A 25,009-nucleotide genomic window follows, 5' to 3' on the forward strand; every position below is an offset into this window, starting at 1 on the left:
ATATATAAATGAAAGAACTTAGTAATAACAAAAGTCAGGGCGATAAATTCGGCCAGATGAAAAAATTTATCTAAAGGAGTTTTTAGAGTGAAGATTACGAAGATAGAAACACTTGAAATTGATCTGTCCGGGCAAAATGGACTTGATTTGTGGCGACCAATTTACGTGCGAATACATACCGATGAAGGAATCTCTGGTATGGGGGAAGCGAGCCTTGCTTATGGTACGGCATCAGAGGCTATTGCTCCGATGATTCGTATACTTGCTGAACGTTTTCTTCTGGGACAGGACCCTAATGATACTGAAACGCTATGGGAAATCATGCGACAGCGTTCATTTTGGGCCTTAGGGGGAGGCCCCGTGATATTTGGGGCTATGAGCGCTTTGGATGCAGCACTTTGGGATATAAAAGGCAGAGCCGCAGGCTTATCGGTTCATCGCCTGCTGGGAGCAAAAACACCAGCACCTTTGCGTTGCTATGCGAGCCAGCTTCATTTTGGTTGGACCGATGAATCATTGATGCTTAACGATCCTGCTGAATTTCGAGAAACAGCACAAATTGCGCGAGCTGAAGGCTATGATTGCGTGAAGCTTTGTCCTGTTTATGTTGATGCTAATGGGGAACGTATTCGTAAACGGGGAGTGTTTACTCCAGCCGAACGCAAACTGGCGCGTTCTCGTATGGAGGCGGTCCGTGAAGGAATTGGTGAGGAGTGTGACATCATTATCGAATGGAATTCACTTACTTCAACCTCCGGAGCGTTACAGCTAGCCGATTACTTTTCTGATTTAAATATTTTGTTCATGGAAGAACCTACCCACTACAATAGTCCAGAGGCGCAAATAAAAGTCTCCAGGGAGTCATCCATTCCTGTTGCAACAGGGGAGCGATTATATACCCGATGGGGATTCCTGCCGTATCTACAACAAGGTGCCATCGACATGATTCAACCTGATATTGGCCTGGTTGGTGGTATCACAGAAGGTATGAAGATTGCTCATTTGGCACATGCTTTTGACGTCGGGGTTCAGGCGCATAATTGTGGTTCGCCACTTGCTATCGCGATGGCATTACAATTTGAAGCAGCTATTCCAAATTTTGAGATCCATGAGCACCACTCTTTTAATCTTAAATCTTGTAACCGGGAGTTGTTTGAAGAAGATTTACAGCCAGTAAATGGAAAAATTGCTGTTCCTGTAACACCCGGTTTTGGTATGACACTTAGGAAAGATGCTGAAAAACGGATGAATATAGTAACTATCTGTGAAAAATAATTATTGGTGAAATGAATTCTACTAACTAAATAGTATGGGGGAAATAGTTCTGACAGCAGAATCTTTTCTTCCCATATGATCTAAGTAATAAGATCTAATATAAAGCTTTGCCTACTGAACATCTGTCATGGAGTTTATCAATAAATGAAACAAGAAATGGCATTAGACAATGTTAAGGAAAATGTTGGAAAAAATAAAATCCCATTTACTTCTTATGATGTCGGTTGGGTAATAATGTGTATCGGCATGGCAATTGGCTCCGGAATTGTATTTATGCCATTGCAAATGAGTGTTAAAGGTTTTTGGGCAACTGCGATTGCATTACTCATTACATATCCTATAGTTTATCTATTAACAAAATTGTATATTACCTCTCTTTCAGAAACGAAACAGACAGATTATGCGGGGACTATAACGCAATATTTAGGGAGAAACTGGGGGGCTTTTTTGAGCTTCCTCTATTTTTTTACAATATTGAAGGGGATGCTGGGTTATGCGGCTACTATAACTAATGATACTTCCAGTTATTTGCAGCGTTTTGGTGTTACTCAACATTCACTATCCGATACGTTATGGTTTCCTCTGGTATTGTTGGTAGCAATGGTTCTGGTTGCCTCCCGTGGGGAACGTTTGCTCTTTAAAATTTCCGGGCCATTTATTGTATTTAAACTCATGATTATAATTGTGTTAGGTGCATTGATGGTCCCTTATTGGAACATGAATAATGTCAGCATGGCAAGCCCTGACAGTTTAATTGATTTAATGAGAGATGTTTTGGTTTCTCTCCCTTTTGCATTATTTTCGATTGTATTTATTCAGGTTCTTAATCCAATGAATATTGCATTCAGGAAAATTGAATCAGACCCTAAAGTCGCAACATTTCGCGCTCTCAGGGCAAGTCGGATAGCATATATTATCCTTGTTGTGTCTGTTCTTTTTTTTGCGTTTTCATTTATGTTTTCAACCACCCCGGAACAAGCAAAGATGGGGATTTCTCAAAATACATCAGCGCTGGCGCTGATGGCAAAGATTATTCCTGAAAACACTGGCGGATTTATACCAGTACTTTCGGTTTTACTAAGCATTTCTGCTATTTTAACTTCTTTTTTTGGTATTTATCTCGGTTTTTACGATGCATTATCAGGAATTATTATTAATATTGCAGACCGCTTCATTGTACGTGGTAAGAAATTTAATAATTTTCTCCCTTATTTGGTTACACTTACTGCGATCGTGCTTCTTTGGGGATGGGTTGTTGCCGATGTGTCTACAATGGCATTACTCCAATGGACTGTGGGAACCTTTGGATTAGTTTCTTGCCTTATTCCGTGCTATCTGATCTGGCGAGTGCCATCTTTACAAAAATATAAATCCCCTGCGGTAATTTTCGTATCACTAATGGGCTTTATGCTGGTGGTATCGCCATTATTTAAACTCCTTGAAAAATAAAGGTTTTACAAGTCATTAAACGGTATAACATCTAAGAGAGAATCTGGCTCTTAGATGTTGCTAATTGCGAGATAGATTTTCTTTAGCGGCCAGCAAAATCTTCTGATTCGTCAGTCCTCGTCGTTGAAGCCATCATTAGTTCACATAAAAGCAGTAATCAATTATTTAAGAGGTTAACGATGAGCGCATTATTTACAGGTAAAAAATTGTTAGTAGTAGGTGGTACCAGCGGTATGGGTTTCGAAACAGCGAAACGGGTATTGAAAAACGGTGGTAGCGTGGTGCTGATTGGCAATCGCCAGGACAAAGCAGAGCAAGCCCGTCAGGCTCTGGCGACAGAAGGTCAGGTTGCCATTATTGTTGCCGATTTGATGACAGAAGAAGGAATGAAACATGTGCTGGATACCATCAATGCGGAGCATAAAGACGTTAGCTTGCTGGTGAATGCGGCTGGCGTGTTCTTCCCAAAACCGTTTACCGAGCACGAACCTTCCGATTACGACATGTATATGAGCATTAACCGTGCCACTTTCTTCATTACCCGTGATATTGTGCGCAATATGGTTGAGGCAGGTATTAAGGGATCTATCGTCAATATTGGCTCTATGTGGGCACGGCAAGCTATAGGCGCTACACCGTCTTCAGCTTACTCCATGGCAAAAGCGGGTCTTCATGCGTTGACTAAAAATCTGGCGATTGAGTTGGGCAGCAACGGGATTCGTGTGAACGCAGTTTCTCCTGCGGTCGTACATACACCGATTTACGAAGGTTTTATCCCTAAAGACGATGTGAAGGATGTAATGAACAGCTTCGATAGCTTCCATCCGATTGGTCGTGTAGGGACATCGGTTGATATAGCTGAAACGGTAGCATTCCTGCTGTCTGACAAGACAGGCTGGGTTAGTGGCGCGATTTGGGATATCGACGGTGGTGTGATGGCTGGTCGTAACGCCTGATAACAAGGCCGCACGCAGACAACCGTGTGTGGTTATTAGGGAGCAGATTCAATCCTGTTCACATTATGTCATTGATGCGGATGAACCAGAAGTGTTGGGCGGAGGAAGCATGATAAATTTATTCACATGTTGCCAATCATACGCGGAAAATAACACTAACAAGATTAAGTACGTTATTCGTGTCTGTGGAAATATCCACTAGTTTGAGGAGATCCATTACTGGGTTATTAATGCCTCACTAAATAGATGGTTTATGACACAAAACATAACATTGAGGGCGATTTAATTCCGAGCTGGGGCAAAGACGCACTTTACAAGCTAAAAGCAGGAAAGGAACGTTATCAAATTGTACTCGCCATGAATCAGGATAATTTAACTAATGACATTGGAACACACGCTGCCAGTAGCTGCGCAGAATAATAATATCATTCGCTTATCTTTAGCTCAGGCGCTTGCCGGGGCTAACTCTGTAGTCTTCTACGCTACCGGTGCCATTGTTGGTAATGCCATAGCTCCCAGTGGTGCTCTGTCCACACTCCCCATCACTATATTTGTCCTGGGCATGGCCGCCTGCATTCTTCCTTTTGGCGCACTGGCGAAAAAAAAGGGACGTAAAGCCGCATTTATGGTCGGGACGGGGGCCGGAGTGATTACTGGCTTGATTGCTGCCCTTGCGGTTTTTATTAGTTCATTTTTGCTATTTTGCCTTGCCGCTTTCCTGGGAGGGGCTTACGCTGCAGTGGCACTTAGTTTTCGCTTTGCTGCAACGGATGGAGTGACATCCGAAAGGCGAGCGCGTGCATTATCCTTGGTAATGGGGGGCGGTGTGGTAGCTGGTGTCATTGGACCAATGCTGGTGACGGGAACAATGAATCTTCTGCCACCACACACATTTGTTATTACCTTTATAGCTCAGGCTCTGGTAGCAACTATTTCAGCTTTCATTCTTAAGGGCGTAATTCCTGCCGAGCCAGCCGTGGTAGCCAAATCAGGAGGGCGTTCTCTGAAGGAAATTGTTCGGCAGCCGGGTTTCCTGAAGACCGTGTTTAGCGGCGCGGTTGCGTATATGGTGATGAATTTCCTGATGACCGCAGCTCCCCTTTCAATGCATATGCATGGAATTTCTCAACAAGCCTCCAATCTGGGTATTCAATGGCACGTTATTGCTATGTATGGGCCTGGATTCTTCACCGGTAGGTTAATTAACCGTTTCGGCGCGCTGCGGATTTCCGCAACTGGATTGCTTATTACGGCAGGTTCTGTTCTTGCCGGGCTCAGCGGAACAGATATCTTCCACTACTGGCTCTCTTTGATATTACTGGGAGTTGGCTGGAATTTTGGCTTTACCGGCGCTTCAGCGAAGATCATTGATTATCATCGCCCCGAAGAGAAGACTCAGGTGCAGTCCCTGAATGATTTTGTGGTATTTGGCGTAATGATTGTCGGGTCGTTTTCATCCGGTGCGTTGCTGAATCTTTATGGCTGGAATGCCGTATTATGGGGGTCACTTATCCCTGTTGGCATTGCATTTCTGTGTATCTTAAAAAGGAGTCACAAGACAGTTGTCGTAAAGCATGAGTAATATTTACCTCAGTGTCAGGAAGGTAACCGGTGTAAGTTATGGCAAAATAAGAGGAACGACACCCGCAATCGCAATTCAAGCTGTGGCTTTTTAGTGTTTATCTCTGGGGTGATGAGAACAAGAGAGCACTTTAATATCATTCTTTCCTTTATTCTTGAGGGCGCATTCAGTTTTGGGCCGGAACCGGAAGCTATTCGTGACGCTATCTCTATGGATTAAAGCGTTTTGTTAAAAGCATCGTTAGATCACAAAACGGAAAACTATTTTCCCTACGGTAAAAATGTCGGCATCAGTTTTTGCAGATAAGAAAAAAGCATTATCAGACATGGTGTTACAGCAGGAGCACATAACCAGGCACTGATGCGTACTGGTTTCTTGTTAACGCAAGGTAGCCACGCCCGCCGCCTGATGCTGGCAGAAGGCATGGGAATTAAGCGATCGCCTGATGCCGCCGTTCTCATTGGTGTGTTTTCAGCCAGGCGGCAATATCCTGTGTCGGCAGATGATGTTGTGCATTCCAGGTGTCACTCATCGGCCACCACATACCGTCACCACGCGCAAAGGCGACGCGATAGCGCAGCATTGGGTCATGCGGATGTAAACGGAGCTGCTCCTGTAAGTCAGGTAGCGTCAATACGCCTCGGGTAAAAGTTTGCTGCGTCACGCGTTCGACCGTTTCCGCCAGTTTTGCATAAGAGGTCGTTTCCCCCGCGACAAAGACGACTTCGTTAGTGATACGCGGCTGATGCAGATAAATTTCAGTGGTCAGGCGACCAATATCCGCAGGCGACGTGACGGTGACCTGCATTTCCCATCCGCCGAGGGCATTGATGGTTTTTTTGGCTAAGTTGACCACATCAAAGGCCGGTTCGAAGAGAAAAGAGGTAAATATACCGGTTGAAACAATCACCCACTCTGTGACGTTTTGCTCGCGCAAAAGCGTCCTGACGTCATACTGTTCGTCCCACACCGGCTGGCCGCTGCCTTTGCCGACCACATCGTAATTCACGCCAAACTGCCAGGGGAAATAGCGCTTAACGCCCGCCTCCAGTACCGCGCGGGTGATTTTTATCTGGGTACCCGCACCGGCGACAAACCCCATACAATTGATGATCGTATCAAAACCGCGGAATTGATCTTTTAACGCTGCAACCGAACTGCCCGCGATGTCGACCGGGATAAACCGCGCACCGGCATCTGCCAGTTGTTGATGAATGCTGGAACGTCGTTTGCTCTGTTTATCCCTGGATTGCCCTGACACAATAACGCTAACGGAACCATTACGCTGTGTGACCGCCGGAACCAACGACGCCAGCACTGACGCCCCCAGTTGTCCCGCGCCCAGCACCAATACTTTTTCACCTACCTGATTATTGGATTGTTTCATTTGCCCCTCTCTGTGTTGGTTCACCTGTAGATTAAAGATTACGTCAGGGTTCTGCGTTCGATAAGACGCCGAAGACGGGTTAGACTGTTCTGATAAATGGGATAATTGGCGGGGGGAAAATGGACAAGCTGGAAGCGATGCAGGTCTATGTTTGCGTAGTGGATACCCATAGTTTTATCAGAGCCGCCGAAGTGCTGGGCGTGCCGCGCTCAACGGTATCGCGGGTGGTTAAAGAACTGGAATCCTGGCTTAAGATTCAGCTTTTGCAACGTACAACCCGCAAACTTAGCGTGACCGCAGAGGGGCGGCGTTACTACGAAGAGTGCAAAAGAGTACTGGCAGATATCGCGGCCATGGAGTCGTCATTTCCCGGCCGGGCGGCACAACCCAAAGGGCGTTTTAAAGTAGGGATGCCGCAATCTCTCGCCCGGCATTGCATTATTCCCACGCTCCCGGCCTTTTTGCGCCAGTATCCGGAGCTGGAGCTGATACTTTGTTCCAGCGATAGCGTGGAGGATATTATCCTTCAAGGGTATGACTGCGTGATTCGGGCCGGCAGAATCGATGATTCCACCACGCTGGTTGCCCGTCCACTTGCTAGCTTTAACTGGGTGATAGCAGCATCGCCCACTTACATTGAGCGTTACGGTAGCCCTGAAAATTTAGATGATCTGCAAAAACACCATGCGGTCGGCTACCTGAACCACCGCACCGGGCGTACCACCGACTGGTTTTTTACGCGTGAGGGGGAGGATTACGCGATGCGGGTGCAGGAGACGCTGGTTGTCGATGATACGGACGCTTATATTCAGGCCGGAATACAGGGGCTGGGGTTAATTCGCGTCGCCAGCTATCTGGTTGCGCCGTATCTGCACAGCGGGGCGCTGGTGACCTGCATGGACAACCATTTTTATGATTTGCCGCTTGCGCTGGTCTATCCGCAAAACAGGTTTCTGCCGCCTGCGGTACGCGCTTTTTATGACTGGTGCAAAACGGCGCTGAGCCAGCCGGCGCCTCTTCGCTAAAAAATATTATTCCGGATATCGCATTGCCTGTTCAGAAAACTTTTTCACAGACGGTCAAAATGACGGTACTGGTTTTTGACGCATAAGTAAAAGGCATTATCAAACAGGTGCTACACGGCGAGGATATAGCAAGCACTGAACGTTTGGATGCAATAAAAAATCTGTACAACTGTTATTAATGAACTTTTTGTATAAATATAATCGGATTTAACAATACTCATTGTACCTGTATTTTTCTCTTATCATGGCGTCTTTGCGACGAAAGGGTGCTTTAGCGTGGAATATTCAATATTAAGTAACAACCTTAAAATGCCTATGGTGGGTTTTGGCGTTTTTAAGGTAACCGACAAAGAAGAATGTCAGCAGTCAGTGTTAAGCGCTATTCGCAGCGGTTATCGTCTTATCGATACCGCTGCGGTATACGGCAATGAAGATGCCGTTGGTGACGCTGTTCGTGAAGCCATCGCGACAGGCCTGTGTACCCGTGAGGAGTTATTTATTACTTCTAAACTGTGGGTGCAAGATATGGCTAACTACGATCTGGCCAAAGCAGGTATTGAAGCGTCGCTGAAAAAATCCGGGTTAGATTATTTTGATCTCTATTTATTGCATCAGGCAATGGGCGATTATTTTAGTGCGTGGCGCGCGCTGGAAGACGCTTATGAAGCCGGTAAACTAAAAGCCATTGGCGTGTCCAACTTCTATGCGCATGTGTTAGCCAACTTCTGTGAAACCGTCAGAATTACGCCAATGGTAAACCAGGTCGAATTGCATCCATACTTTGCACAACCCGCCGCGCTGGAAACCATGAAGCATTATAACGTTCAGCCTGAAGCGTGGGCGCCGTTAGGCGGCGGGAGACATAAACCGTATGAAAATGTCATGCTTCAAAGGATTGCCGATGCCCATCAAAAAACCATCGCGCAGGTTGTCCTGCGTTGGAACGTGCAGCGTGGCGTCACGGTTATTCCTAAATCCACTCGACAGGAACGTATTGAAGAGAACTTTGCCATCTGGGATTTCTCACTAACGGATAACGAAATGGCTCAAATCAACGCCCTTGATTTAGGCTACGTTGGCGAAGCGGTGAAGCATTTTAATCCTGAATTTGTTCGCGGTTGTCTTGGCGTTAAAATCCACGATTGATCCCGGCGCTTGCGGATGTTTTCTCGCATGAACAGCTTCTAACACGGTTGCCGGAGCGTAGACGGCAACCGTGTGATATTCGCCTGGCCGTCAGGCTCCGAAGGCACCATCGATGGTGTGCATCGCGCCGGTGACGAAAGAGGCTTCCGGACCGGCAAGCCATGCCACCATTCCAGCCACTTCTTCAGGTCTTCCGTGTCGTTTGATCGCCATGAAACTGTGCATCAGCTCTTTCATGGGGCCATCTTCCGGATTGATGTCGGTATCAATGGGGCCTGGCTGCACCACATTTATCGTAATCCCGCGGGGGCCAAAATCACGGGCCAGGCCGCGCGCCAGCCCTTGCAGGGCTGATTTACTGGCGGCGTACGCGGCCATTCCCGGTACGGGCATCCGATCGCCATTCACGGAACCGATAATAATAATGCGTCCACCTTCCGGCATGTTGCGGGCTGCTTCGACTGACGCATGGTAAGGCGCATGGATATTAATACGGAACAAACGATCTATCGCATCGCTATCTTGTTCCAGCGCATCGCCGAAGAGAGCCACGCCCGCATTGACGACCAGAATATCCAGTGGTCCGTACTCACGCACGAGGCTGATGACGGCATCCTGATCGGCGCTATCCGTCTGGATGGCGATGCTTCCGGTTTCCGCTGCCAGTTTTTCGGCAGCTTCACGCGATCCGGCGTAGCTGAAAACGACCGATGCGCCGTCAGCGCTAAAGCGTCGTACAATAGCCGCGCCGATACCACGACTTCCCCCTAAAACCAGTACAGATTTATTGCGAAATAGCGTCATCAGGATGTCCTTTATAATATTGTAGTATCCACTACAATATGCGTAATGAAATCATGCCGTCAAGGAGTTATGTAGTAATGACTACAAAACATAGCCGAACACCGGGTCGTCCTCGCCAGTTCGATCCGGAGCAAGCCATTGAAACCGCTCAACACTTATTTCATTCGCGCGGCTACGACGCGGTGAGCGTAGCGGATCTGACAAAAGCGTTCGGGATCAATCCTCCCAGTTTCTATGCGGCGTTTGGTAGCAAGTTGGGGCTGTATACTCGCGTATTAAAGCGTTACAGGATGACCGACGCGATTCCGCTCGGGGCGCTTCTGCGTCACGATCGCCCGACCGCGAAGTGTCTTATCGATGTGCTGATGGAAGCGGCAAGACGTTACGCTGCCGATCCTGATGCCACTGGATGTCTGGTTCTGGAGGGCGCTCATTGTAACGATAAACCGGCACGAGAGGCCGCCTGCGAGTTTTACATCGCTGCTGAAAACCTGATTCGCACTTATGTCGCCATGCGGTATCCGCAAGAGGCTGACCGGACGACGGACTTTATGGGGACGCTAATGGCGGGGCTTTCCGCCAAGGCGCGAGCGGGGTATGGCCTGGAGCGTCTTCAGGAGAGCGTGCTTCTGGCTGGGGATGTGCTGGAGCGATTACTGCCGGATTAACGCAGCGCATCAAAAAACCTGAGCCAGTCAGATACGGACAAACAGGGAGCAATAGCCCTAATCATCCATCTTGCCGTTGCGGTATTCGGTAAAGTACATCAAAAATAGAGGTGCCAGGGAAACGAGAAATGCAAAAATGTAGTCTTATTACGGTACTTAGCTTATCAGTGTTGATGCTAGCCGGATGTACAACGACCTATACCATGACGACCCGGACGGGAGAGATTATTGAAACGCAGGGTAAGCCGGAGGTTGACACCGCAACCGGAATGACGAAATACGCTGATGCTTATGGTTATCATCGCGTTATTAAAACCAGTGAAATAGTGCAGACGACAGAAGGCGCATCGAAGCTGGACTGGTAATGCGCTAAAGCAGTTGGGAGGCCGTGTCCAGTATGGGTACCGGACGGTTTCTGGGCCTGAATTGAATAGAGCGCCTGTATAGCCGAATTCCGGGTATCGGCTTGATTTGTGTTGTCAGTTATTTGGTTGTTCCCTGTATAGTGAAGATAAACAGTACTCATGGCTAACGGTCTGTTTTGGATTGCTAACTATCCCGGATTCTGCGCGTTTTATTTAGTCACAACCGTGGTTAAGAATATTTTGGGTCAGACTTACACGCCGGGTATTAAGATAATCCGTCGCATAGAGAGCTTGATCGGCATCATTCGGTTCAAGAAGAAACGGCGTGACTTTAGGTATGAGATCAGCAAACAGGTTATATTGATCCACAGAGGCAAAATGCCGGGTAGCGCTGGCCCAGGGCATTCGCATCAGCTCTGCGTAAGAAGGGGATAGTTGAACTGGCAAATCAAATTCTTTCAGATTAGCAAGCATCTCCTTACTCATATAAAATGTGACCCTGTTTCGCGAAAAGGTGTTAAGCACTGCCTTCAGTCGTTTAACTTTTGCTTCTTTACTCATGCTATTATCAAAAAAACGTGGTGAAAGCATAATAGCAATCGATGCATTTGGTGAAATAACATTATGTAGTGGTTTTAGGGCTACAACAATCTGATCGTTTGTGAAGATACGCTGCGTACCAGAGGAAGTAGTATAGTTTCCACCCAGCCAGATCACATAATCTGTTGTTTTGAGGGGAAGCGCTTTTTCCGGTATATTACCCCTGTCAGGTGCCACTGTTTCAATTGCTAGTGAGTCTTGTCCCCAGACATTATTTACTTTAGAACTCAAAAAATTATATTCTGAAATATTCCTTAGTTTTAGTAGAGTTATCTGCGAGCGGGTAAAAAAGAGATTGAATCTCACTTTGTTCTGCAATTGCCGAAGTAATCTGAGCGTGTTCTGATCGATCAGATGACTATACAGACCAACCGTTTTTCCGGAAAGTATTGCTGAGGCATTGTTCGCAAGAAGCATCTCTTTTATAGCTCCTTGCCCAATAATCAGTACGCAACTGTATTTTTCTGGTCTGATTTTATCTATGGGGATATCGGTAAGATTGACCAGGTCAGGAGTGCCATGCCGCCAATTATCATGAATGACTGTGGCTCCGGAGGCGTCTCCTCCGGCTCCCCTGGTGATAATAAGAGGAGGGTGGGTACTGGCATGTGCGATATACGAAAAACAAGCTACCATTGCTAGCGCTGTGTTTCTGATGGTTGTATACATATCGTCTGCCCTGATTTCGAAAATATGAATAATGTCTCCTCTTATAATGTACATCAAAAAGAGAGCATTTTAATTAAACGTTATCTCAACGAGATAAAAGGTTAGCACAGGAAAGTATAGAGAGAATGTAATCATACCAACATTATAGATGTGGGAGCATGAAGGCCCCGCAAGCCGCCCGGCCAGCATACTCCCATTAATAGTTAAAGTATGGACTTTGCTTTTACCGTAAACTGTAGCCAATATTACCTGATCACTACACCGTACAGTACTGTCAGAAATCTGTCCCCGGTGTCGCGTGCACGCAATTTATTTTTTCAATTCTTTCAAAAAGTTAACTACATTTAATAGTCACTTATTTTACCAGAATCAATACTGAGAGTTTTATTACCGTTCTGAAAAGAGAAGACTTTTCAGATGAAATGCGTGGATGGTACGAAGTCATTATAGTACAGGGATGTAATAATAAAGATCGACAATGGATTCATTATTCTGTTGCTTTTGGACGGATGCCAAATGGAAGTATTCAATATCTTCTCCTTCTCTCCTGATAAGATTCAGTTTTGGCAATATACACATATATATTGTATTGGAAAATTGTTGATATTGTTCCTTATGACCAACGAAATGGAATTTTGCATATTTACCACATTTTATTACCTTCGACATGGGTATTTTGCCTCCATCGACGGAATTATGTTCCATACCAAAAAAACTGCTTACGGCGATGACCTGGTCTTTGGTATTATCCGGCTTAAAAGACGAGAGACAATACACATTTTCGCCCCACGTTCTGAGCGTCTCATGAATGATTTTCCATTTTATAGGCGACGCTTTTTTAGGAAGGTCATTTGTTGCGATCTGATGAGATGTTTGAAATCCGAAAATTTCTTTTGACGTAAGCTGACAAATTTCGAACTGATAATGCTCATCACAGTCAAGCCAGTAAGGAGGCCGTAGGTTTCTGAGATCCCAGAAATCAGCCTTGCGATAGTTATTGGGATTGACGCCAAATGTTTTTTTGAACTCTCGACTATAGGACTGCACTGAATCAAACCCCATTCTGAACGCGATATCTGTGACCGACTGAGAGGTCAGCTTTAGCAGAGTGGCGCTTCTGCTCAACTTGCGTTGTCTGATATATTTTCCGATAGAGACGCCACACTTTTCTTTAAAAAAATCCTGCAAACTCCTTCGCGAATAACCTGTTATAACAACCAGCTTTTCAATATCAATCCTCTCTTCAAGATTTTTTTCTATTTGCTCTAATACTGAGATTATTATGGCTTTTTTCATCATCATTCCTCTTTATTGAAGCCGAAAATATAAACATTTAAGGTGTTTGACATACTGTGTTATTAAACTGGTGGGGGGGTGTTAGCTTTTCTGGCAAAACAAGAAAGATTTAAATTGCTTGACGTTTCTGAATAAACTTTACACTTGGAGATCGGCTTTTGCCAGTAAAGCTAAGTAATTAGCATGGCGAAGGGCATAATTTCACAGGCGGTTAAAATGATTGAATAACCCTGAATTTTTAGCCCGTGAGATTATAAATCTCGTAATTATTTCTAATGATTTAATAAAAGGGAATTGTTTTGTACTTCAAAAGATCTTTATTAGCGTTAGCGATTTGTGCATCCGTGGTCTCAGTAGAGGCGGTGGCGAATACCAGAGCCAATGATATGGCTTCTTCTGCTACGCCTGCTTCTGTTGGTCACCGTCCTGTGGCAACTACTAATGCAAAAAAGATAGAAGTGTCTGGGGAACTGACGACCGGTTCAACCCTCCAGATAGCGGATGTTTTTATTGAGGATGAGGATGGGGATCTCTTATCGCTGGATAAAATGAATAATGCCGACGATATTAAATGGTATCTGGTGGATAATGAGGCCGCCGATCCTTCTGGAACCCCGGCGGCAACCGGGACGGCTTTTACCATTCCTGCTGATGCAGGCGGTAAAAAAATTAAAATCGTTTACCGAATTAAGACGGCAACGGGGACGCCGGATAGTGCATTCTTGCCTGCCACTGTCTTATTAACTGCTGCATCTTCTGGGGTGAGCGGCGACTCCGCCGCAGACGGTACAATTTCTAATAAGCTACGTTCTGTCACTATCAAAGTCGTGAACGAAAACAACAAGCCAACTCCAGAACTCAACGGTACCAATGACGCCAACACTCCAGTGGTAGGCGGCACCCTTGAAGCGGTACTGGAATGTGCCGCCACAGCGGCGGCTGAGTGTGAGGTCAGTAATTATAACTTTACCTGGCAGATGGCGGATGCCGGGACACCAGATAAGTTCACCGATCTGAATAATACCAACGTTGAAAAGCATAAATATATTATTAAGGGAACTGAGCAGAATAAACTGTTCCGTGTCCACGTTACGCCTAAAACGACGAAAGCCACGCCGGAGAATAAACGCGCTATCCGTCGCTGATGGTTATCGCTAAATAAACATCTTATTTAAATACTCCCCCTGCCAGGCAGGTGGGTATAGCAGGAGGCAATAAAGTGGTTTTTTCTAAAAAACCTATTACTAAATATATAACCTGGGCCATTGTTAGCAGTCAGCTTTCACTCCCGGTTATCGCTGATAGCGATAATGAAATTCAGTCGTGGATTGCGGGGACGGCATCGTCTATTTCTCCGCATCTGCAGGAGGGGACGCTGGAGGATTATGCCAAAGGAAAAATAAAGGCATTACCAGGGCAAGCCGCTAATCATCTGGTGAACGAGGGGATGAAGAGCGCTTTTCCGGAGATTATTTTCCGTGGTGGCGTCAATCTTGAAGATGGCGCGAAATATCGCTCATCAGAGTTCGATATGTTTATTCCCGTCCAGGAAACAACATCGTCTTTACTCTTTGGTCAGCTTGGCTTTCGCGACCACGACAACAGCAGTTTCGATGGCCGCACCTATGTTAACGTTGGTATGGGTTACCGCCAGGAGGTCAATGGATGGCTGCTCGGCGTCAATACGTTTCTGGATGCCGACATCCGTTATTCCCACTTGCGTGGCGGCATTGGCGGGGAAGTCTATAAAGACAGTCTGGCCTTTTCCGGCAACTATTATTTCCCTCTCACCGGCTGGAAAACGTCAGCAGTTCATGAATTACATGATGAGCGTCCGGCATATGGCTTTGATCTGCGAACAAAAGGCACGCTTCCCGATTTTCCCTGGTTCAGTGGCGAGCTGACATATGAACAGTATTACGGAGATAAAGTTGATCTATTGGGTAACGGTACATTAAGCCGGAATCCCCGCGCCGCAGGTGCGGCGCTGGTCTGGAATCCTGTCCCCTTGCTTGAGGTCAGAGCAGGATATCGGGACGCCGGTAACGGCGGCTCGCAGGCAGAGGGCGGTCTGAGAGTCAACTATTCCTTCGGTACGCCGTTACATGAACAGCTTGATTACCGCAACGTTGGGGCGCCGTCGAATACGACTAATCGGCGTGCCTTTGTCGATCGTAATTACGATATCGTCATGGCGTATCGGGAGCAGGCCAGTAAAATCCGCATTACGACAATGCCGGTGTCAGGCCTGTCCGGGACGCTGGTGACATTAATGGCGACGGTAGATAGCCGTTACCCGATTGAGAAAGTTGAGTGGTCGGGTGATGCGGAGCTTCTCGCCGGACTCCAGCTTCAGGGGAGTCTGGGCAGCGGCCTTATCCTTCCACAACTTCCGCTGACGGCGACCGACGGTCAGGAGTATAGCCTTTATTTAACGGTGACTGACAGCCGGGGTACTCGCGTGACCTCCGAGCGTATCCCGGTAAGGGTGACACAGGATGAGACCAGTTTCCGTTCATGGATAAATGTTATCAATGACGATGTTCAGGTTGAGGACGGCAACTTTGTTATCAGTACGCCGCTTCCTGCCGGAGAAGAGGGGAAGGTTATTGAGTGGCACTACGTGCGCGAGCGTTCTGAAGAGGAGTGGGCGTCGCTCAAACCACGTCATATTAAGTATCAATCAGATATGCCGGGTCTGGCATTTAAAGCGCTCGGTGGTACAGAGCGTGACGGCCATTGGGTTGAACGGGTTCTGGTGACCCATATCGGCGATGATGCCCGCTCGCTCAAATTACATATTGAAGCAAGCGGACCAGACGATAAACATCCGGTGAAGGGTACCGTACTACTACAAGCGCAGTCAGACAGTATTGCGCAGAAGGTCACTTCTGTGGAGGTGCTTTTTACGCCGGGTACTGAAGAAGCCAACGGAAGCGTTACTGCGCCAGTCGTCGGAACAGAAATGCGAGCCAGAACGCTTTGTGTAAATAACACGGACTGTACTGATGCGTTTAATTATCAGTGGGAAATCTCGGATGAAATGAAATCCTGGCAATCCGTACCGGGGGCGACAAAGGCCACCTGGCTTCTTCCTTATAGTCTTAATGGGGAATCGCTTCAGAATAAATATATCCGCGTCAGAATTATTTCTGATAAAGAAAATGCCAAGAGTTCTACCGCAGCATCTGATGCGAATTAATGTTTTAAAAAGGATCAACAGTGTGTATGTCGAAACATAATCTTATTATCTATAGCCTGCTTCTGGCGGCTGCGCCGATAAGCGTCTTGGCGGATTCGCCAACAACGTCCGCGGCAACCGTCGGGATGTTTTCTCCTCCTACGGCGCCGAGCGTTGGGCACAGGCCTGGAACACCTCGTGATACCTACGAATTGCAGTTTAATGGACTTGGCTTTTCTATTGAAAAGTATACACCTTTTCCGGGAATGACTATTGCGAGGAATGCCAGAAATGTAGGCATCAGAGATCCGGATAATAACTATCAGTCTGCGGAAACTTTTACTACAGTATGTACGTATTATCAGATCAATAAAGATAACTCTCAGCATATACTTAAACGTGAAAAGCCATGTGAGCATAAATTTAATATCCAAAAGGAACATCGGGGTTCAAAGATTAAACTAGAAATTTATAATGAAACGGATATGGCTTCAGCGTCAGGGTACACGCCTGTGCCATCGGTATCTGAGTTCCAGTATATTGAAACAGAAACTATATCTAATACGCCAAGCCCAGATTTAACAGTTATGAGTATAGATAAGTCTGTATTATCGCCGGGTGAAAGTGCCACCATCACAACTATTGTTAAGGATATCGACGGGAATCCTGTAAATGAAGTTCACATTAATAAGACTGTAGCGCGTGAAAATTTAAAAGGCTTATGGGATTATGGCCCTCTTAAGAAAGAAAATGTTCCAGGTAAATATACACAAGTTATAACCTATCGTGGGCATAGTAATGAACGTATTGACATATCTTTTCAATATGCAATGAGTTTCACGAAAGAAATTTCCATCAGAGGAAGACTATAAAACTATATTAATTATTATGTCTAATATAATTCTTTTTATCACCATCATCTTATTATGGATGTTCACCTGGTTTTTTAGCGGATTGCTAAATAATTATTATGGCTAAAATAATACAAACGTTAAAAGGAGAAGTTTTTATGACGCCAACAACAACACAGGATTATATCTCATTGGGTCAGGAACACGCTGTCACCTTTGGCAAAACGCAACTGACCCTCAAACCCGGTATACTGGCTGAAGGCGAACCATTACCCTGCACAAAGGGGCTGGTGAGCCATAATTTATTACCGGGTTACTGTATCCCGGGGATAAAAAAGCGGATTATTGTCGTCCCGTCACTGGATACGCCGGTTTGTGAATGGCAGGTAAAAGACTATAGTGACCGCCTTAAATCAGCGGGTAGCCACTCAAACCGGGCGGTATATGTGCTGAGTATGGATACGCCATTTGCTCAGGCCCGTTTTATTCGGGAACATGATATTCATCCTGGCATAATTTTTGTTTCTGACTACGCTTGCCGCCAGTTTTTGGATAATTCCGGGCTGAAAATTAATGAGCTCAGTATTTTTGCCAGAGCGTTGATAGAGTGCGATGAAAACAATGTGGTTACGCGTGTTAGTGTACCACGAGATATCACTCATCTTCCTGTTTACTAATCACTTATATCAGCACCGCCCCTGCACAGAGAACCGAATAACCGGCAATGCAGGGGCGCAGGCATTCTCTTGTGTGCCCCCACATTTAATATATATGCTATTGCATCACGCATAAGGAACTGAAAATGATGCCAGCGGATGGGGCAGGTTAACGTTATGGCACCCCTGAATTTCTGCAATAATCGTCTGGTAACCGGAAAGCCACTTATGACTTTGTGATTTGGCCTGCTGGTGCTGTAAATTATTTATCAATAGCTCCATTGATTCGCGGGTCTGCCAGTAATAATTATTAACCATTCTTCCGCTGGCGGCATCGGTATAGCTTTCCATCCCAATATAGCCATCAATAGACTGCGTATAGCGCTCAATCCAGCCATCCAGTTGATAAAACTCTTCGTCATACTCTTTTTTTTCGAAAATAAAACTTGTCAGAAACAGCGACATGGTATTTCTCCTGTTACGCAATATCAATCAAACACCCATCAACGTGGATTCAAAACGTAAACCCGGCATCATTTTTTCAAGGCCGTCAGTCAGCATGTTTCCTGCCGCGTACAATTCATCAACCGGCATTTCCGGCAAGCTTTCAAGGATAAACCACATCGCTTTATCTGAAGCGCTTAGTCGGGTACGTACTCCCTGACGCCAGTTCCAGCGCCGACAGGTGACGCCTCTGTCATCGCGCCAGATAACTTCGCCCGGTTCTGGCGACTCGGTGGCGGGTTGTCCTTCTTTCAGGGTATCAAATGTTTCACTACCGTCTGCGAAAACCAGCCGCGGCGATCCACAATAAGCCGCGCTATTTTCGCCGCCTACCGGTACGGCATAGCGCAGGCTCACGGCGTTATAAAGATCAACGACCGGGTCCAGCGACGCCATTGTTCCATCCTTCAGCACGCGTTTTCGTAGCGCTTCAGCCGAGCAGGGGGTGCGCTTTGGTTTTGCGCCGAATGCTTTAAACACCGCATTCCAGGCGTCTATATGCGCCTGTGCCCACGTCGGTTGGCCGTTAATTACGGCCTGACAGGCCTCTTTTAACGCGATTTCTCCGACCTGCGCATCGCGAATCGGAGCGGCAATAACATTAATACTTAATGCACGAAAGCCGGGAGCGATACGGGCCAGTTCCGGGCTGATTGACGGTAACATAGAAGACATCGCATAATCCTGTAATGACTATTTTATTCTATGATATCGACCAATGACCAAAAAAGTCAACTTATCGACCACGGCGGGCGCCGACGTCAGCACAATAAATGAAGCTGTTTCCCAACGTATCAAACAATTTCGTAGCCAAAAAAAGATGTCGCTGGATGAGCTTGCGCGGCGTTCCGGCGTCAGTAAAGGAATGCTGGTGGAAATTGAAGGCTGTAAAGCCAATCCAAGCATTGCGCTGTTATGTAAGATCGCGGCGGCAATGGGAGTGTCCGTGGCGGATGTTGTCAACGTCGCCAGCGAGCCGATGGTCCATCTTATCGACCGGGATGCTATTCCGGTGTTGTGGCGCGGCGAGAAAGGCGGCAGCGCAAAACTGATGGCGGGAACCAGCGGGCCGGATATGCTGGAACTCTGGCAATGGATAATGCATCCTGGTGAACAGTTTGAATCGGCAGGGCATCCGGCAGACACCTGTGAATTACTGTTTGTTAATCAGGGAACACTGACATTAACAGTCAATGGTAGACGCTTTATTATTCGGGAGGGCTGCTCCGCTGTAGCCAGAACCGACATGCCTCATGCCTACGTTAACGACACTAATGAGGTGCTTGAATTTACCATGACGGTGAATGAAAAGAGCCGTTGATCACCGTAAGGTGCTAACAACCCGTCATCCGGACAGGGAAGCCTCGGTGCCCGATAAGCGTTATCGGGCACCGGCTATCTTTTATTTTGTCGCAGGCGCGGCCTCCGGGTCATCGATATAGAGCGTCTGGCTTGGGAAGGCGAAGTCAGCGCCGTTTTCCTGGACAATCGCAATAATTTTCAGGTAAACATCCTGCTGTACGGCAAGCCATTCCTGCCATACTGTTGTTTTGGTAAAGCAATACACCATAATATTCAGCGAAGAGTCGGCGAATTCATTAAAATAGACCAACAGCGTCTGTTTCTGATCGATATCGCTGTGCGCCTGCAGCATGTTTCTGATAGCGTCAACAATGAGGCCAATTTTGTCGGCATCTTCGTAACGTAATCCAATAACCGTTTTTATTCGACGGTTGGTCATCCGTCCCGGATTCTCAACGCTAATGGATGAAAAGACGGAATTAGGCACGTACAACGGGCGGTGGTCGAATGTGTTAATTCGTGTAATTCGCCAGCCGATTTCGGCGACCGTACCTTCGATATTTCTGTCAGGAGAACGAATCCAGTCTCCGATACTGAAGGGGCGATCGAAATAGAGCATAATACCGGAGAAAAAATTGCTCAGGACATCTTTGCCCGCCATACCAACAGCGATACCGCCGATACCGCCAAAGGTCAGCAGACCGGACAGACTCATGCCAAAATGTTCGCCATACAGTAAGACAATCGCGACAATAATGGTTATTTTTATGACCCGTGCCAGAATACGTGTACTGGTGACATCTCTACCTTTATTGACCTGTGCTTTTTCAAATTGGTTAATAATCAGGAAAAGTTTTATCGTCAGAATAAGCGCAATGAGCGAGGTGCAGATAAAATCAATGACCCCGGAAGAGATAAAACGCAAATTATAATCTTCAATAGCATTATTCAGTATGCTCCCGATGGTCCCAATAATAATCGCGTAAATAAAAAACTGTGCCGCATGGAACGTGAATCCTTTCTTCCACTGTACGTTACGGCTGAGCCAAAATCTCACGACCAGCAACGCCATACCGCAACTGAAAAGTATCGCCAGATTAAATGCGTTTTTGAGAAAAAATTCAGTGAACATTATTGTTTTCCGCTCCTTCCTACGATAACAGCTCAGAATGACCTGATTAACAGGTATTTTACCCAGGATAAACGCGTAGATCATCGATAAGTAAAAAGAAGAAATAGTGCTATCAGCTTTAATCTCAGCGGTTTACTTTTTATGTAAATACAATGTCACGTTTTATAGAGCAGACATCGCGCGATTGTCATGGTATTGTTGCTATCAGGTAAAAAGTCATCTGTAAAGGACAATACTATGATCATGATGAAGCTGAAATCGGCGAAGGGGAAAAAATTTCTGTTATGCCTGCTGGCAGTGTTTATCGTTGCGGCATCGGTGGTAACGCGCGCGACTATCGGCGGTGTGATTGAGCAGTATCATATTCCACTGTCCGAGTGGACAAGCTCTATGTATGCCATTCAGTCGGCAATGATTTTCGTTTACAGTCTGGTGTTCACTATTCTGCTGGCGATTCCTTTGGGGATCTATTTCCTCGGCGGAGATGAGTAACAGGAATAGGGTATTGGCCGGATGGCAGCGCCATCCGGCAGGACGCAAGAGGGATTAATCGTCCTCGTCGTCCAGTTCAACCGGTGTTTGATACTCATCAGGCTTAATGACTAACAGGTCGCAGCGCAGATGGTCAATGACCTGTTCGGCCGTGTTCCCCAAAAACGCGGCCGAGAGTCCGGTACGTCCAACGGTGCCAAGCACAACGATCCCCGCCTGGAGATGTTCGGCAAGATCCTGGATAACTTCTTCCGGCAAACCTTTTTCTACATGCGTAACTTTTTCATCGATGCTGAATTTCTGGCGCAGCGCTTTCATCGCCAGTAAATGCTGGCCTCTGATGGCGTCGTTATACACGCTGGGATCAAATTCCGGCAGCTCAATGGCGATATTGATTGGCGTAACGGGGTAGGCGCCGACCAGGTGTACTTCGGTATGATTAACCTGCTCCGCCAATTGTAAGGTCTCTTTTACCAGCTTTTCGTTGAGAGCATTGTGATAGGGCTCTTCGCTTGCCAGGTTCACGGCGACCAGGGCTTTGCCGCCTTCTGGCCACGGCTGATCTTTGACCATCCACACGGGGCTTGGGCATTTACGCAGCAAATGCCAGTCGGTAGGGGTAAAAATGACCGCTTCCAGTCGATCGTGCTGATGCGCCATTTTCAACACCAGATCGTGACTGCCGGCGATAACCTCCTGGATGATGGCCTCAAAGGGACGATTGTGCCAGACCACTTTAATTTCAATGGGGACACCGGCTTCAAGATAATATTTCGCCTGCTCACGTATCCAGGCTGTGCGTTGACTTATTACGCCCTGACGCATTGCGGTGCGTTCGTCAGGAGAAAGCAGGGTGGTCATCTCATACGAGAAATCGTAAATAGGCAGGAAAGCTTTAATTTTGCCGCCAATCCGTTGATGCAAATAAACTGCTCGCCGTAATGCGGGTTGGTCGTCCTGATTGGGATCGATGACCACCAGCATATTTTGATACATAGCCATACAGGGTCTCCTTACAACTGTCATCGCAGTTTGTAACTAAAGAGTAACTCAAATATGGTGAATGAAACAGAGGAAGCGCTTCTGCCAGATCAATAAATGAGAAAAATTTAACGATATGGCAGAAGATAACATCAATGGTTTAGCTGACGTTTAAGCGACGTTGCGGGTATGACCGGCGAGGGCCGCCAGCGCATCGCTGTTTTCAATAGTAATATACTTACCTTTCACCGCCAGCATACCGCTTTTCTGGAAACGCCCCAGCAGACGGCTAATGGTTTCGACTGTTAAGCCCAGATAGTTGCCGATATCGCCACGGGTCATCGTCAGGCGGAATTCACGCGGTGAAAAACCACGCTGCGCAAAGCGGCGGGACAGGTTGTAAATAAACGCAGCCAGACGTTCTTCGGCGTTTTTCTTCGACAATAACAGGATCATATCCTGATCGCCTTTAATTTCACCGCTCATCAGGCGCATCATTTGCTGACGCAGGTTAGGCATTTTGCCGGACAGGTCATCCAGCGTCTCAAAGGGAATTTCACATACCATTGAGGTTTCCAGCGCCTGTGCAAAGCTCGGATGATGACCGCTGCCAATGGCGTCAAAACCCACCAAGTCGCCTGCTAAATGGAATCCAGTAATCTGCTCATCGCCTTGCTCGGTAATGGTGTAGCTCTTAATCGTTCCGGAGCGGATAGCATAGAGCGATTTCAATTCATCACCTGCTTTAAACAGAGTTTGCCCTTTCTGAATGGGCTTTTTGCGCTCGATGATATTATCAAGCTGATCAAGCTCATGCTCGTTAAGTGTGAACGGGATGCAAAGCTGGCTGATACTGCAATCCTGGCAATGGATAGCACAACCGCCAGACTGAATGCGCCGTATAATTCGCTTTTCCGGGATCATAGGTCTGCTCAAGCCGTAATTGATATTTGTCAATTTTAACATCTTTTTGGTGAGCGCGTAAGTCTGAGCTATCCCGGAGAAGGAATAATTCAAGTATAAGTTTGATGAATACTTTTATCTATTTGAAAACACGTAATTTATTTGTTGTTGCTTTACATAAAAGTGTGACCGATAAGGCACTTTTTGCCTGTATTTTCATAATAAAAGATAGCCTTCATGGCGTAATAGCCACTCTTTTCGCTGCACGCCGCCTGCGTATCCGGTCAGAGTGCCGTTACGCCCAATGACGCGATGGCAGGGAACAACAATACTGATGGGGTTCGCGCCATTCGCAGCACCGACTGCGCGTGCGGCGCCCGGTCGTCCCAGTTGCGCCGCCAGCTGACCATAGTGCATCACCTGCCCGCAGGGGATAGCGCGCAACGCCTGCCATACTTCCCGTTGAAAAGGCGTGCCCCCCGTGGCGGTTTCCAGGGTATCAATTACGGCGAGATTGCCTGCAAAATAATCTGCAAGCTTATCGCTGAGTCCACCGGGGTTAGTCGCGGAAACGCGTTCATAGCCTTCGTGACGGTAGTGGATATTGAGCAGTTGCTCCATACGATCGCGGTACTGTTCCCACTCAATGGCCCGCAGTCGAAACTGCTCATCGCAAACCACCCATAACGGACCTAATGGCGTGGCTATCTTCTCTTCAAGTAATCTCAGCATCCGTTCTCTCACATCGTCTTAGCCTAACGTAAGAGACAAGATATCATGCCAGGAATACCCGCAACCATACTCCTTAAAAGATAGTCAGGGATAACACATTTAGCGACAGTAATATCGTTGGCGGAGAAAAAGAGAGCCGGGCGAGGCGGTTAATTGCCTTACATTGTCGCTGTTATTGGAAATAACTGTAAACCGTTGTCGGTATAACAGGGCACGGTTATGATAACGGCAGTCGCAAAAACGCTGGAGGATGAACCATGAACCTTGACGATAAAGCGCTGTTTCTTGACGCCATGGAGGATGTCCAGCCGCTGAAACGCCATACTGATGTACACTGGCAGCCAACGCGTAATCTTAAAACGCCCCAGCGTATCGACACGCTTCAGCTTGATAATTTCCTGACGACGGGCTTTCTGGATATTCTGCCGCTGAATGAACCGCTGGAATTTCGTCGGGAAGGATTGCAGCAGGGTGTCATCGACAAGTTACGCAGTGGGAAATACCCTCAGCAGGCCAGCCTCAATTTGTTACGCAAGCCGGTCGAAACGTGCCGAAAAATGCTATTTCGTTTTATCCTTGAGGCGCAGAAAGAGGGGTTGCGTAATGTCCTGATCATTCATGGTAAAGGGCGAGAGGCGAAGTCGCATGCCAATATCGTCCGAAGCTATGTGGCCCGCTGGTTGACAGAGTTTGAAGATGTACAGGCTTATTGTTCGGCGCTGCCGCACCATGGCGGCGGCGGGGCATGTTATGTCGCGTTACGTAAAACGGTGCAGGCTAAACAGGATAACTGGGAGCGCCATGCGAAGCGTAGTCGGTAAATCGTTGCCGCTGGCGGACAGGACCGCCAGCGCAAGCTCGCGCGAACCCGATTTTATGCCTGATGCTCAGGATTCTGCAAGAGAACGGGCGATAACGCTGTCCGCGGTAATAACACGGAGAAACAGTCATTCGCTTATTTAAGCGTCTATTAAAATATACTGGCTTTCGACTTAACTATTAAGCAGAAAATGGTGATAAGTACATCAGTTGTCAATATGGATGGATGAATAT

General features: G+C 46.8%; 25 protein-coding genes. 15 read left to right on the forward strand and 10 right to left on the reverse strand.

Translation table 11 applies throughout. The annotated features are described in order from the left end of the window. Positions 1-87 precede the first annotated feature (87 nt). The 4 genes from NA330_RS00420 (at position 88) to NA330_RS00435 (ending at position 5,262) form a co-directional block, all read left to right on the forward strand. Positions 88-1,275 carry a mandelate racemase/muconate lactonizing enzyme family protein gene (locus tag NA330_RS00420; protein ID WP_000704980.1) on the forward strand — a complete coding sequence of 396 codons (1,188 nt, stop codon included), beginning with the start codon at positions 88-90 and terminating at the stop codon, positions 1,273-1,275. A gap of 144 nt (positions 1,276-1,419) precedes the next feature. Continuing rightward, on the forward strand, positions 1,420-2,724 hold the full coding sequence (locus NA330_RS00425; RefSeq protein ID WP_000807034.1) for an aromatic amino acid transport family protein: 1,305 nt from the start codon (positions 1,420-1,422) through the stop codon (positions 2,722-2,724). 179 nt (positions 2,725-2,903) lie between these two features. After that, positions 2,904-3,680: an SDR family NAD(P)-dependent oxidoreductase gene (locus NA330_RS00430; RefSeq protein ID WP_023242348.1), complete on the forward strand. Its 777-nt coding sequence runs from the start codon at positions 2,904-2,906 to the stop codon at positions 3,678-3,680. A gap of 379 nt (positions 3,681-4,059) precedes the next feature. Beyond that, positions 4,060-5,262: an MFS transporter gene (locus NA330_RS00435; protein ID WP_023242347.1), complete on the forward strand. Its 1,203-nt coding sequence runs from the start codon at positions 4,060-4,062 to the stop codon at positions 5,260-5,262. A gap of 457 nt (positions 5,263-5,719) precedes the next feature. Here NA330_RS00435 and NA330_RS00440 read toward each other — a convergent pair whose 3' ends face one another. Next, positions 5,720-6,649, reverse strand: a complete 930-nt coding sequence (locus NA330_RS00440) for an aromatic alcohol reductase (RefSeq protein WP_000814357.1) — start codon at positions 6,647-6,649, stop codon at positions 5,720-5,722. Positions 6,650-6,768: 119 nt separating this feature from the next. Between NA330_RS00440 and NA330_RS00445 the strand changes: the two genes are divergently transcribed. Together NA330_RS00445 and NA330_RS00450 are read left to right on the forward strand one after the other, a co-directional pair. Continuing rightward, a complete protein-coding gene (locus tag NA330_RS00445) occupies positions 6,769-7,674 on the forward strand; it encodes a LysR family transcriptional regulator (protein WP_023242346.1) in 906 nt (301 codons plus the stop codon). Positions 7,675-7,950: 276 nt separating this feature from the next. Continuing rightward, the gene (locus NA330_RS00450; RefSeq protein ID WP_000456775.1) at positions 7,951-8,820 is read left to right on the forward strand and encodes an aldo/keto reductase; all 870 of its coding nucleotides are present in this window, start codon (positions 7,951-7,953) and stop codon (positions 8,818-8,820) included. Positions 8,821-8,910: 90 nt separating this feature from the next. Here the strand turns inward: NA330_RS00450 and bdcA are convergent, their stop codons facing one another. Next, on the reverse strand, positions 8,911-9,624 hold the full coding sequence (gene bdcA / locus NA330_RS00455) for an SDR family oxidoreductase (RefSeq protein WP_023242345.1): 714 nt from the start codon (positions 9,622-9,624) through the stop codon (positions 8,911-8,913). A gap of 77 nt (positions 9,625-9,701) precedes the next feature. Here bdcA and NA330_RS00460 point away from each other — a divergent pair, with 77 nt between their 5' ends. Then, complete coding sequence (locus tag NA330_RS00460) at positions 9,702-10,292, forward strand: TetR/AcrR family transcriptional regulator (RefSeq protein ID WP_000208473.1); 591 nt, start codon at positions 9,702-9,704, stop codon at positions 10,290-10,292. A gap of 128 nt (positions 10,293-10,420) precedes the next feature. Then, complete coding sequence (locus NA330_RS00465; protein WP_001168016.1) at positions 10,421-10,657, forward strand: YgdI/YgdR family lipoprotein; 237 nt, start codon at positions 10,421-10,423, stop codon at positions 10,655-10,657. A gap of 213 nt (positions 10,658-10,870) precedes the next feature. On the opposite strand, the gene NA330_RS00470 is transcribed toward NA330_RS00465, so the two are convergent. Both NA330_RS00470 and NA330_RS00475 read right to left on the reverse strand, forming a co-directional pair. Beyond that, a complete protein-coding gene (locus tag NA330_RS00470) occupies positions 10,871-11,980 on the reverse strand; it encodes a hypothetical protein (protein WP_023242344.1) in 1,110 nt (369 codons plus the stop codon). Between the two features lie 390 nt (positions 11,981-12,370). Continuing rightward, a complete protein-coding gene (locus NA330_RS00475; protein ID WP_077943775.1) occupies positions 12,371-13,228 on the reverse strand; it encodes a GyrI-like domain-containing protein in 858 nt (285 codons plus the stop codon). Positions 13,229-13,521: 293 nt separating this feature from the next. Here NA330_RS00475 and zirU point away from each other — a divergent pair, with 293 nt between their 5' ends. The 4 genes from zirU (at position 13,522) to NA330_RS00495 (ending at position 17,931) form a co-directional block, all read left to right on the forward strand. Then, a complete protein-coding gene (gene zirU / locus NA330_RS00480; protein ID WP_023242342.1) occupies positions 13,522-14,367 on the forward strand; it encodes a two-partner-like secretion system exoprotein ZirU in 846 nt (281 codons plus the stop codon). Between the two features lie 74 nt (positions 14,368-14,441). Beyond that, positions 14,442-16,424, forward strand: coding sequence for a two-partner secretion translocator ZirT (gene zirT / locus NA330_RS00485; RefSeq protein WP_023242341.1), 1,983 nt, complete (start codon positions 14,442-14,444; stop codon positions 16,422-16,424). Positions 16,425-16,444: 20 nt separating this feature from the next. Continuing rightward, a complete protein-coding gene (gene zirS / locus NA330_RS00490) occupies positions 16,445-17,275 on the forward strand; it encodes a two-partner-like secretion system exoprotein ZirS (RefSeq protein WP_072103188.1) in 831 nt (276 codons plus the stop codon). 98 nt (positions 17,276-17,373) lie between these two features. Continuing rightward, positions 17,374-17,931 carry a redoxin family protein gene (locus tag NA330_RS00495; protein ID WP_001062626.1) on the forward strand — a complete coding sequence of 186 codons (558 nt, stop codon included), beginning with the start codon at positions 17,374-17,376 and terminating at the stop codon, positions 17,929-17,931. A 105-nt stretch (positions 17,932-18,036) separates the two neighbouring features. On the opposite strand, the gene NA330_RS00500 is transcribed toward NA330_RS00495, so the two are convergent. Continuing rightward, the gene (locus NA330_RS00500; RefSeq protein WP_000051812.1) at positions 18,037-18,375 is read right to left on the reverse strand and encodes an antibiotic biosynthesis monooxygenase family protein; all 339 of its coding nucleotides are present in this window, start codon (positions 18,373-18,375) and stop codon (positions 18,037-18,039) included. A gap of 27 nt (positions 18,376-18,402) precedes the next feature. After that, positions 18,403-19,089 (reverse strand): B3/B4 domain-containing protein, encoded by a 687-nt coding sequence (locus NA330_RS00505; protein WP_023242339.1) that lies wholly within the window; start codon positions 19,087-19,089, stop codon positions 18,403-18,405. 43 nt (positions 19,090-19,132) lie between these two features. Here NA330_RS00505 and NA330_RS00510 point away from each other — a divergent pair, with 43 nt between their 5' ends. After that, on the forward strand, positions 19,133-19,735 hold the full coding sequence (locus NA330_RS00510; RefSeq protein ID WP_000163372.1) for a helix-turn-helix domain-containing protein: 603 nt from the start codon (positions 19,133-19,135) through the stop codon (positions 19,733-19,735). 81 nt (positions 19,736-19,816) lie between these two features. On the opposite strand, the gene NA330_RS00515 is transcribed toward NA330_RS00510, so the two are convergent. Continuing rightward, positions 19,817-20,848, reverse strand: a complete 1,032-nt coding sequence (locus NA330_RS00515; RefSeq protein ID WP_000493671.1) for a mechanosensitive ion channel family protein — start codon at positions 20,846-20,848, stop codon at positions 19,817-19,819. 237 nt (positions 20,849-21,085) lie between these two features. Between NA330_RS00515 and NA330_RS00520 the strand changes: the two genes are divergently transcribed. Continuing rightward, positions 21,086-21,340 (forward strand): DUF2534 family protein, encoded by a 255-nt coding sequence (locus tag NA330_RS00520; RefSeq protein WP_000605645.1) that lies wholly within the window; start codon positions 21,086-21,088, stop codon positions 21,338-21,340. A 54-nt stretch (positions 21,341-21,394) separates the two neighbouring features. On the opposite strand, the gene uspE is transcribed toward NA330_RS00520, so the two are convergent. The 3 genes from uspE to ogt form a co-directional block, all read right to left on the reverse strand. Next, positions 21,395-22,342 carry a universal stress protein UspE gene (uspE, locus tag NA330_RS00525; protein ID WP_052894854.1) on the reverse strand — a complete coding sequence of 316 codons (948 nt, stop codon included), beginning with the start codon at positions 22,340-22,342 and terminating at the stop codon, positions 21,395-21,397. A 150-nt stretch (positions 22,343-22,492) separates the two neighbouring features. Continuing rightward, complete coding sequence (gene fnr, locus NA330_RS00530; RefSeq protein ID WP_000611914.1) at positions 22,493-23,245, reverse strand: fumarate/nitrate reduction transcriptional regulator Fnr; 753 nt, start codon at positions 23,243-23,245, stop codon at positions 22,493-22,495. 195 nt (positions 23,246-23,440) lie between these two features. Beyond that, positions 23,441-23,956: a methylated-DNA--[protein]-cysteine S-methyltransferase gene (gene ogt, locus NA330_RS00535; protein WP_000945036.1), complete on the reverse strand. Its 516-nt coding sequence runs from the start codon at positions 23,954-23,956 to the stop codon at positions 23,441-23,443. 257 nt (positions 23,957-24,213) lie between these two features. On the opposite strand from ogt, the gene smrA reads away from it, so the two are divergent. Next, complete coding sequence (smrA, locus tag NA330_RS00540; protein WP_023242338.1) at positions 24,214-24,777, forward strand: DNA endonuclease SmrA; 564 nt, start codon at positions 24,214-24,216, stop codon at positions 24,775-24,777. The last annotated feature ends 232 nt before the right edge of the window (positions 24,778-25,009 follow it).

Source organism: Salmonella sp. NW722 (assembly GCF_051702785.1).
In the GTDB taxonomy this organism is placed as follows: domain Bacteria; phylum Pseudomonadota; class Gammaproteobacteria; order Enterobacterales; family Enterobacteriaceae; genus Salmonella; species Salmonella enterica.

Excerpts from the sequence above, each read along its gene's own strand:
- uspE (WP_052894854.1), bottom strand. The coding sequence starts at position 22,342 with ATGGCTATGTATCAAAATATGCTGGTGGTCATCGATCCCAATCAGGAC.
- ogt (WP_000945036.1), bottom strand. The coding sequence starts at position 23,956 with ATGCTGAGATTACTTGAAGAGAAGATAGCCACGCCATTAGGTCCGTTA.
- NA330_RS00460 (WP_000208473.1), top strand. The coding sequence starts at position 9,702 with ATGACTACAAAACATAGCCGAACACCGGGTCGTCCTCGCCAGTTCGAT.
- NA330_RS00465 (WP_001168016.1), top strand. The coding sequence starts at position 10,421 with ATGCAAAAATGTAGTCTTATTACGGTACTTAGCTTATCAGTGTTGATG.
- NA330_RS00520 (WP_000605645.1), top strand. The coding sequence starts at position 21,086 with ATGATCATGATGAAGCTGAAATCGGCGAAGGGGAAAAAATTTCTGTTA.
- fnr (WP_000611914.1), bottom strand. The coding sequence starts at position 23,245 with ATGATCCCGGAAAAGCGAATTATACGGCGCATTCAGTCTGGCGGTTGT.
- bdcA (WP_023242345.1), bottom strand. The coding sequence starts at position 9,624 with ATGACGCTATTTCGCAATAAATCTGTACTGGTTTTAGGGGGAAGTCGT.
- NA330_RS00500 (WP_000051812.1), bottom strand. The coding sequence starts at position 18,375 with ATGTCGCTGTTTCTGACAAGTTTTATTTTCGAAAAAAAAGAGTATGAC.
- NA330_RS00505 (WP_023242339.1), bottom strand. The coding sequence starts at position 19,089 with ATGTCTTCTATGTTACCGTCAATCAGCCCGGAACTGGCCCGTATCGCT.
- smrA (WP_023242338.1), top strand. The coding sequence starts at position 24,214 with ATGAACCTTGACGATAAAGCGCTGTTTCTTGACGCCATGGAGGATGTC.
- NA330_RS00430 (WP_023242348.1), top strand. The coding sequence starts at position 2,904 with ATGAGCGCATTATTTACAGGTAAAAAATTGTTAGTAGTAGGTGGTACC.
- NA330_RS00470 (WP_023242344.1), bottom strand. The coding sequence starts at position 11,980 with ATGTACATTATAAGAGGAGACATTATTCATATTTTCGAAATCAGGGCA.
- NA330_RS00495 (WP_001062626.1), top strand. The coding sequence starts at position 17,374 with ATGGCTAAAATAATACAAACGTTAAAAGGAGAAGTTTTTATGACGCCA.
- NA330_RS00475 (WP_077943775.1), bottom strand. The coding sequence starts at position 13,228 with ATGATGATGAAAAAAGCCATAATAATCTCAGTATTAGAGCAAATAGAA.
- NA330_RS00425 (WP_000807034.1), top strand. The coding sequence starts at position 1,420 with ATGAAACAAGAAATGGCATTAGACAATGTTAAGGAAAATGTTGGAAAA.
- NA330_RS00435 (WP_023242347.1), top strand. The coding sequence starts at position 4,060 with ATGACATTGGAACACACGCTGCCAGTAGCTGCGCAGAATAATAATATC.
- NA330_RS00510 (WP_000163372.1), top strand. The coding sequence starts at position 19,133 with ATGACCAAAAAAGTCAACTTATCGACCACGGCGGGCGCCGACGTCAGC.
- NA330_RS00515 (WP_000493671.1), bottom strand. The coding sequence starts at position 20,848 with ATGTTCACTGAATTTTTTCTCAAAAACGCATTTAATCTGGCGATACTT.
- NA330_RS00445 (WP_023242346.1), top strand. The coding sequence starts at position 6,769 with ATGGACAAGCTGGAAGCGATGCAGGTCTATGTTTGCGTAGTGGATACC.
- NA330_RS00440 (WP_000814357.1), bottom strand. The coding sequence starts at position 6,649 with ATGAAACAATCCAATAATCAGGTAGGTGAAAAAGTATTGGTGCTGGGC.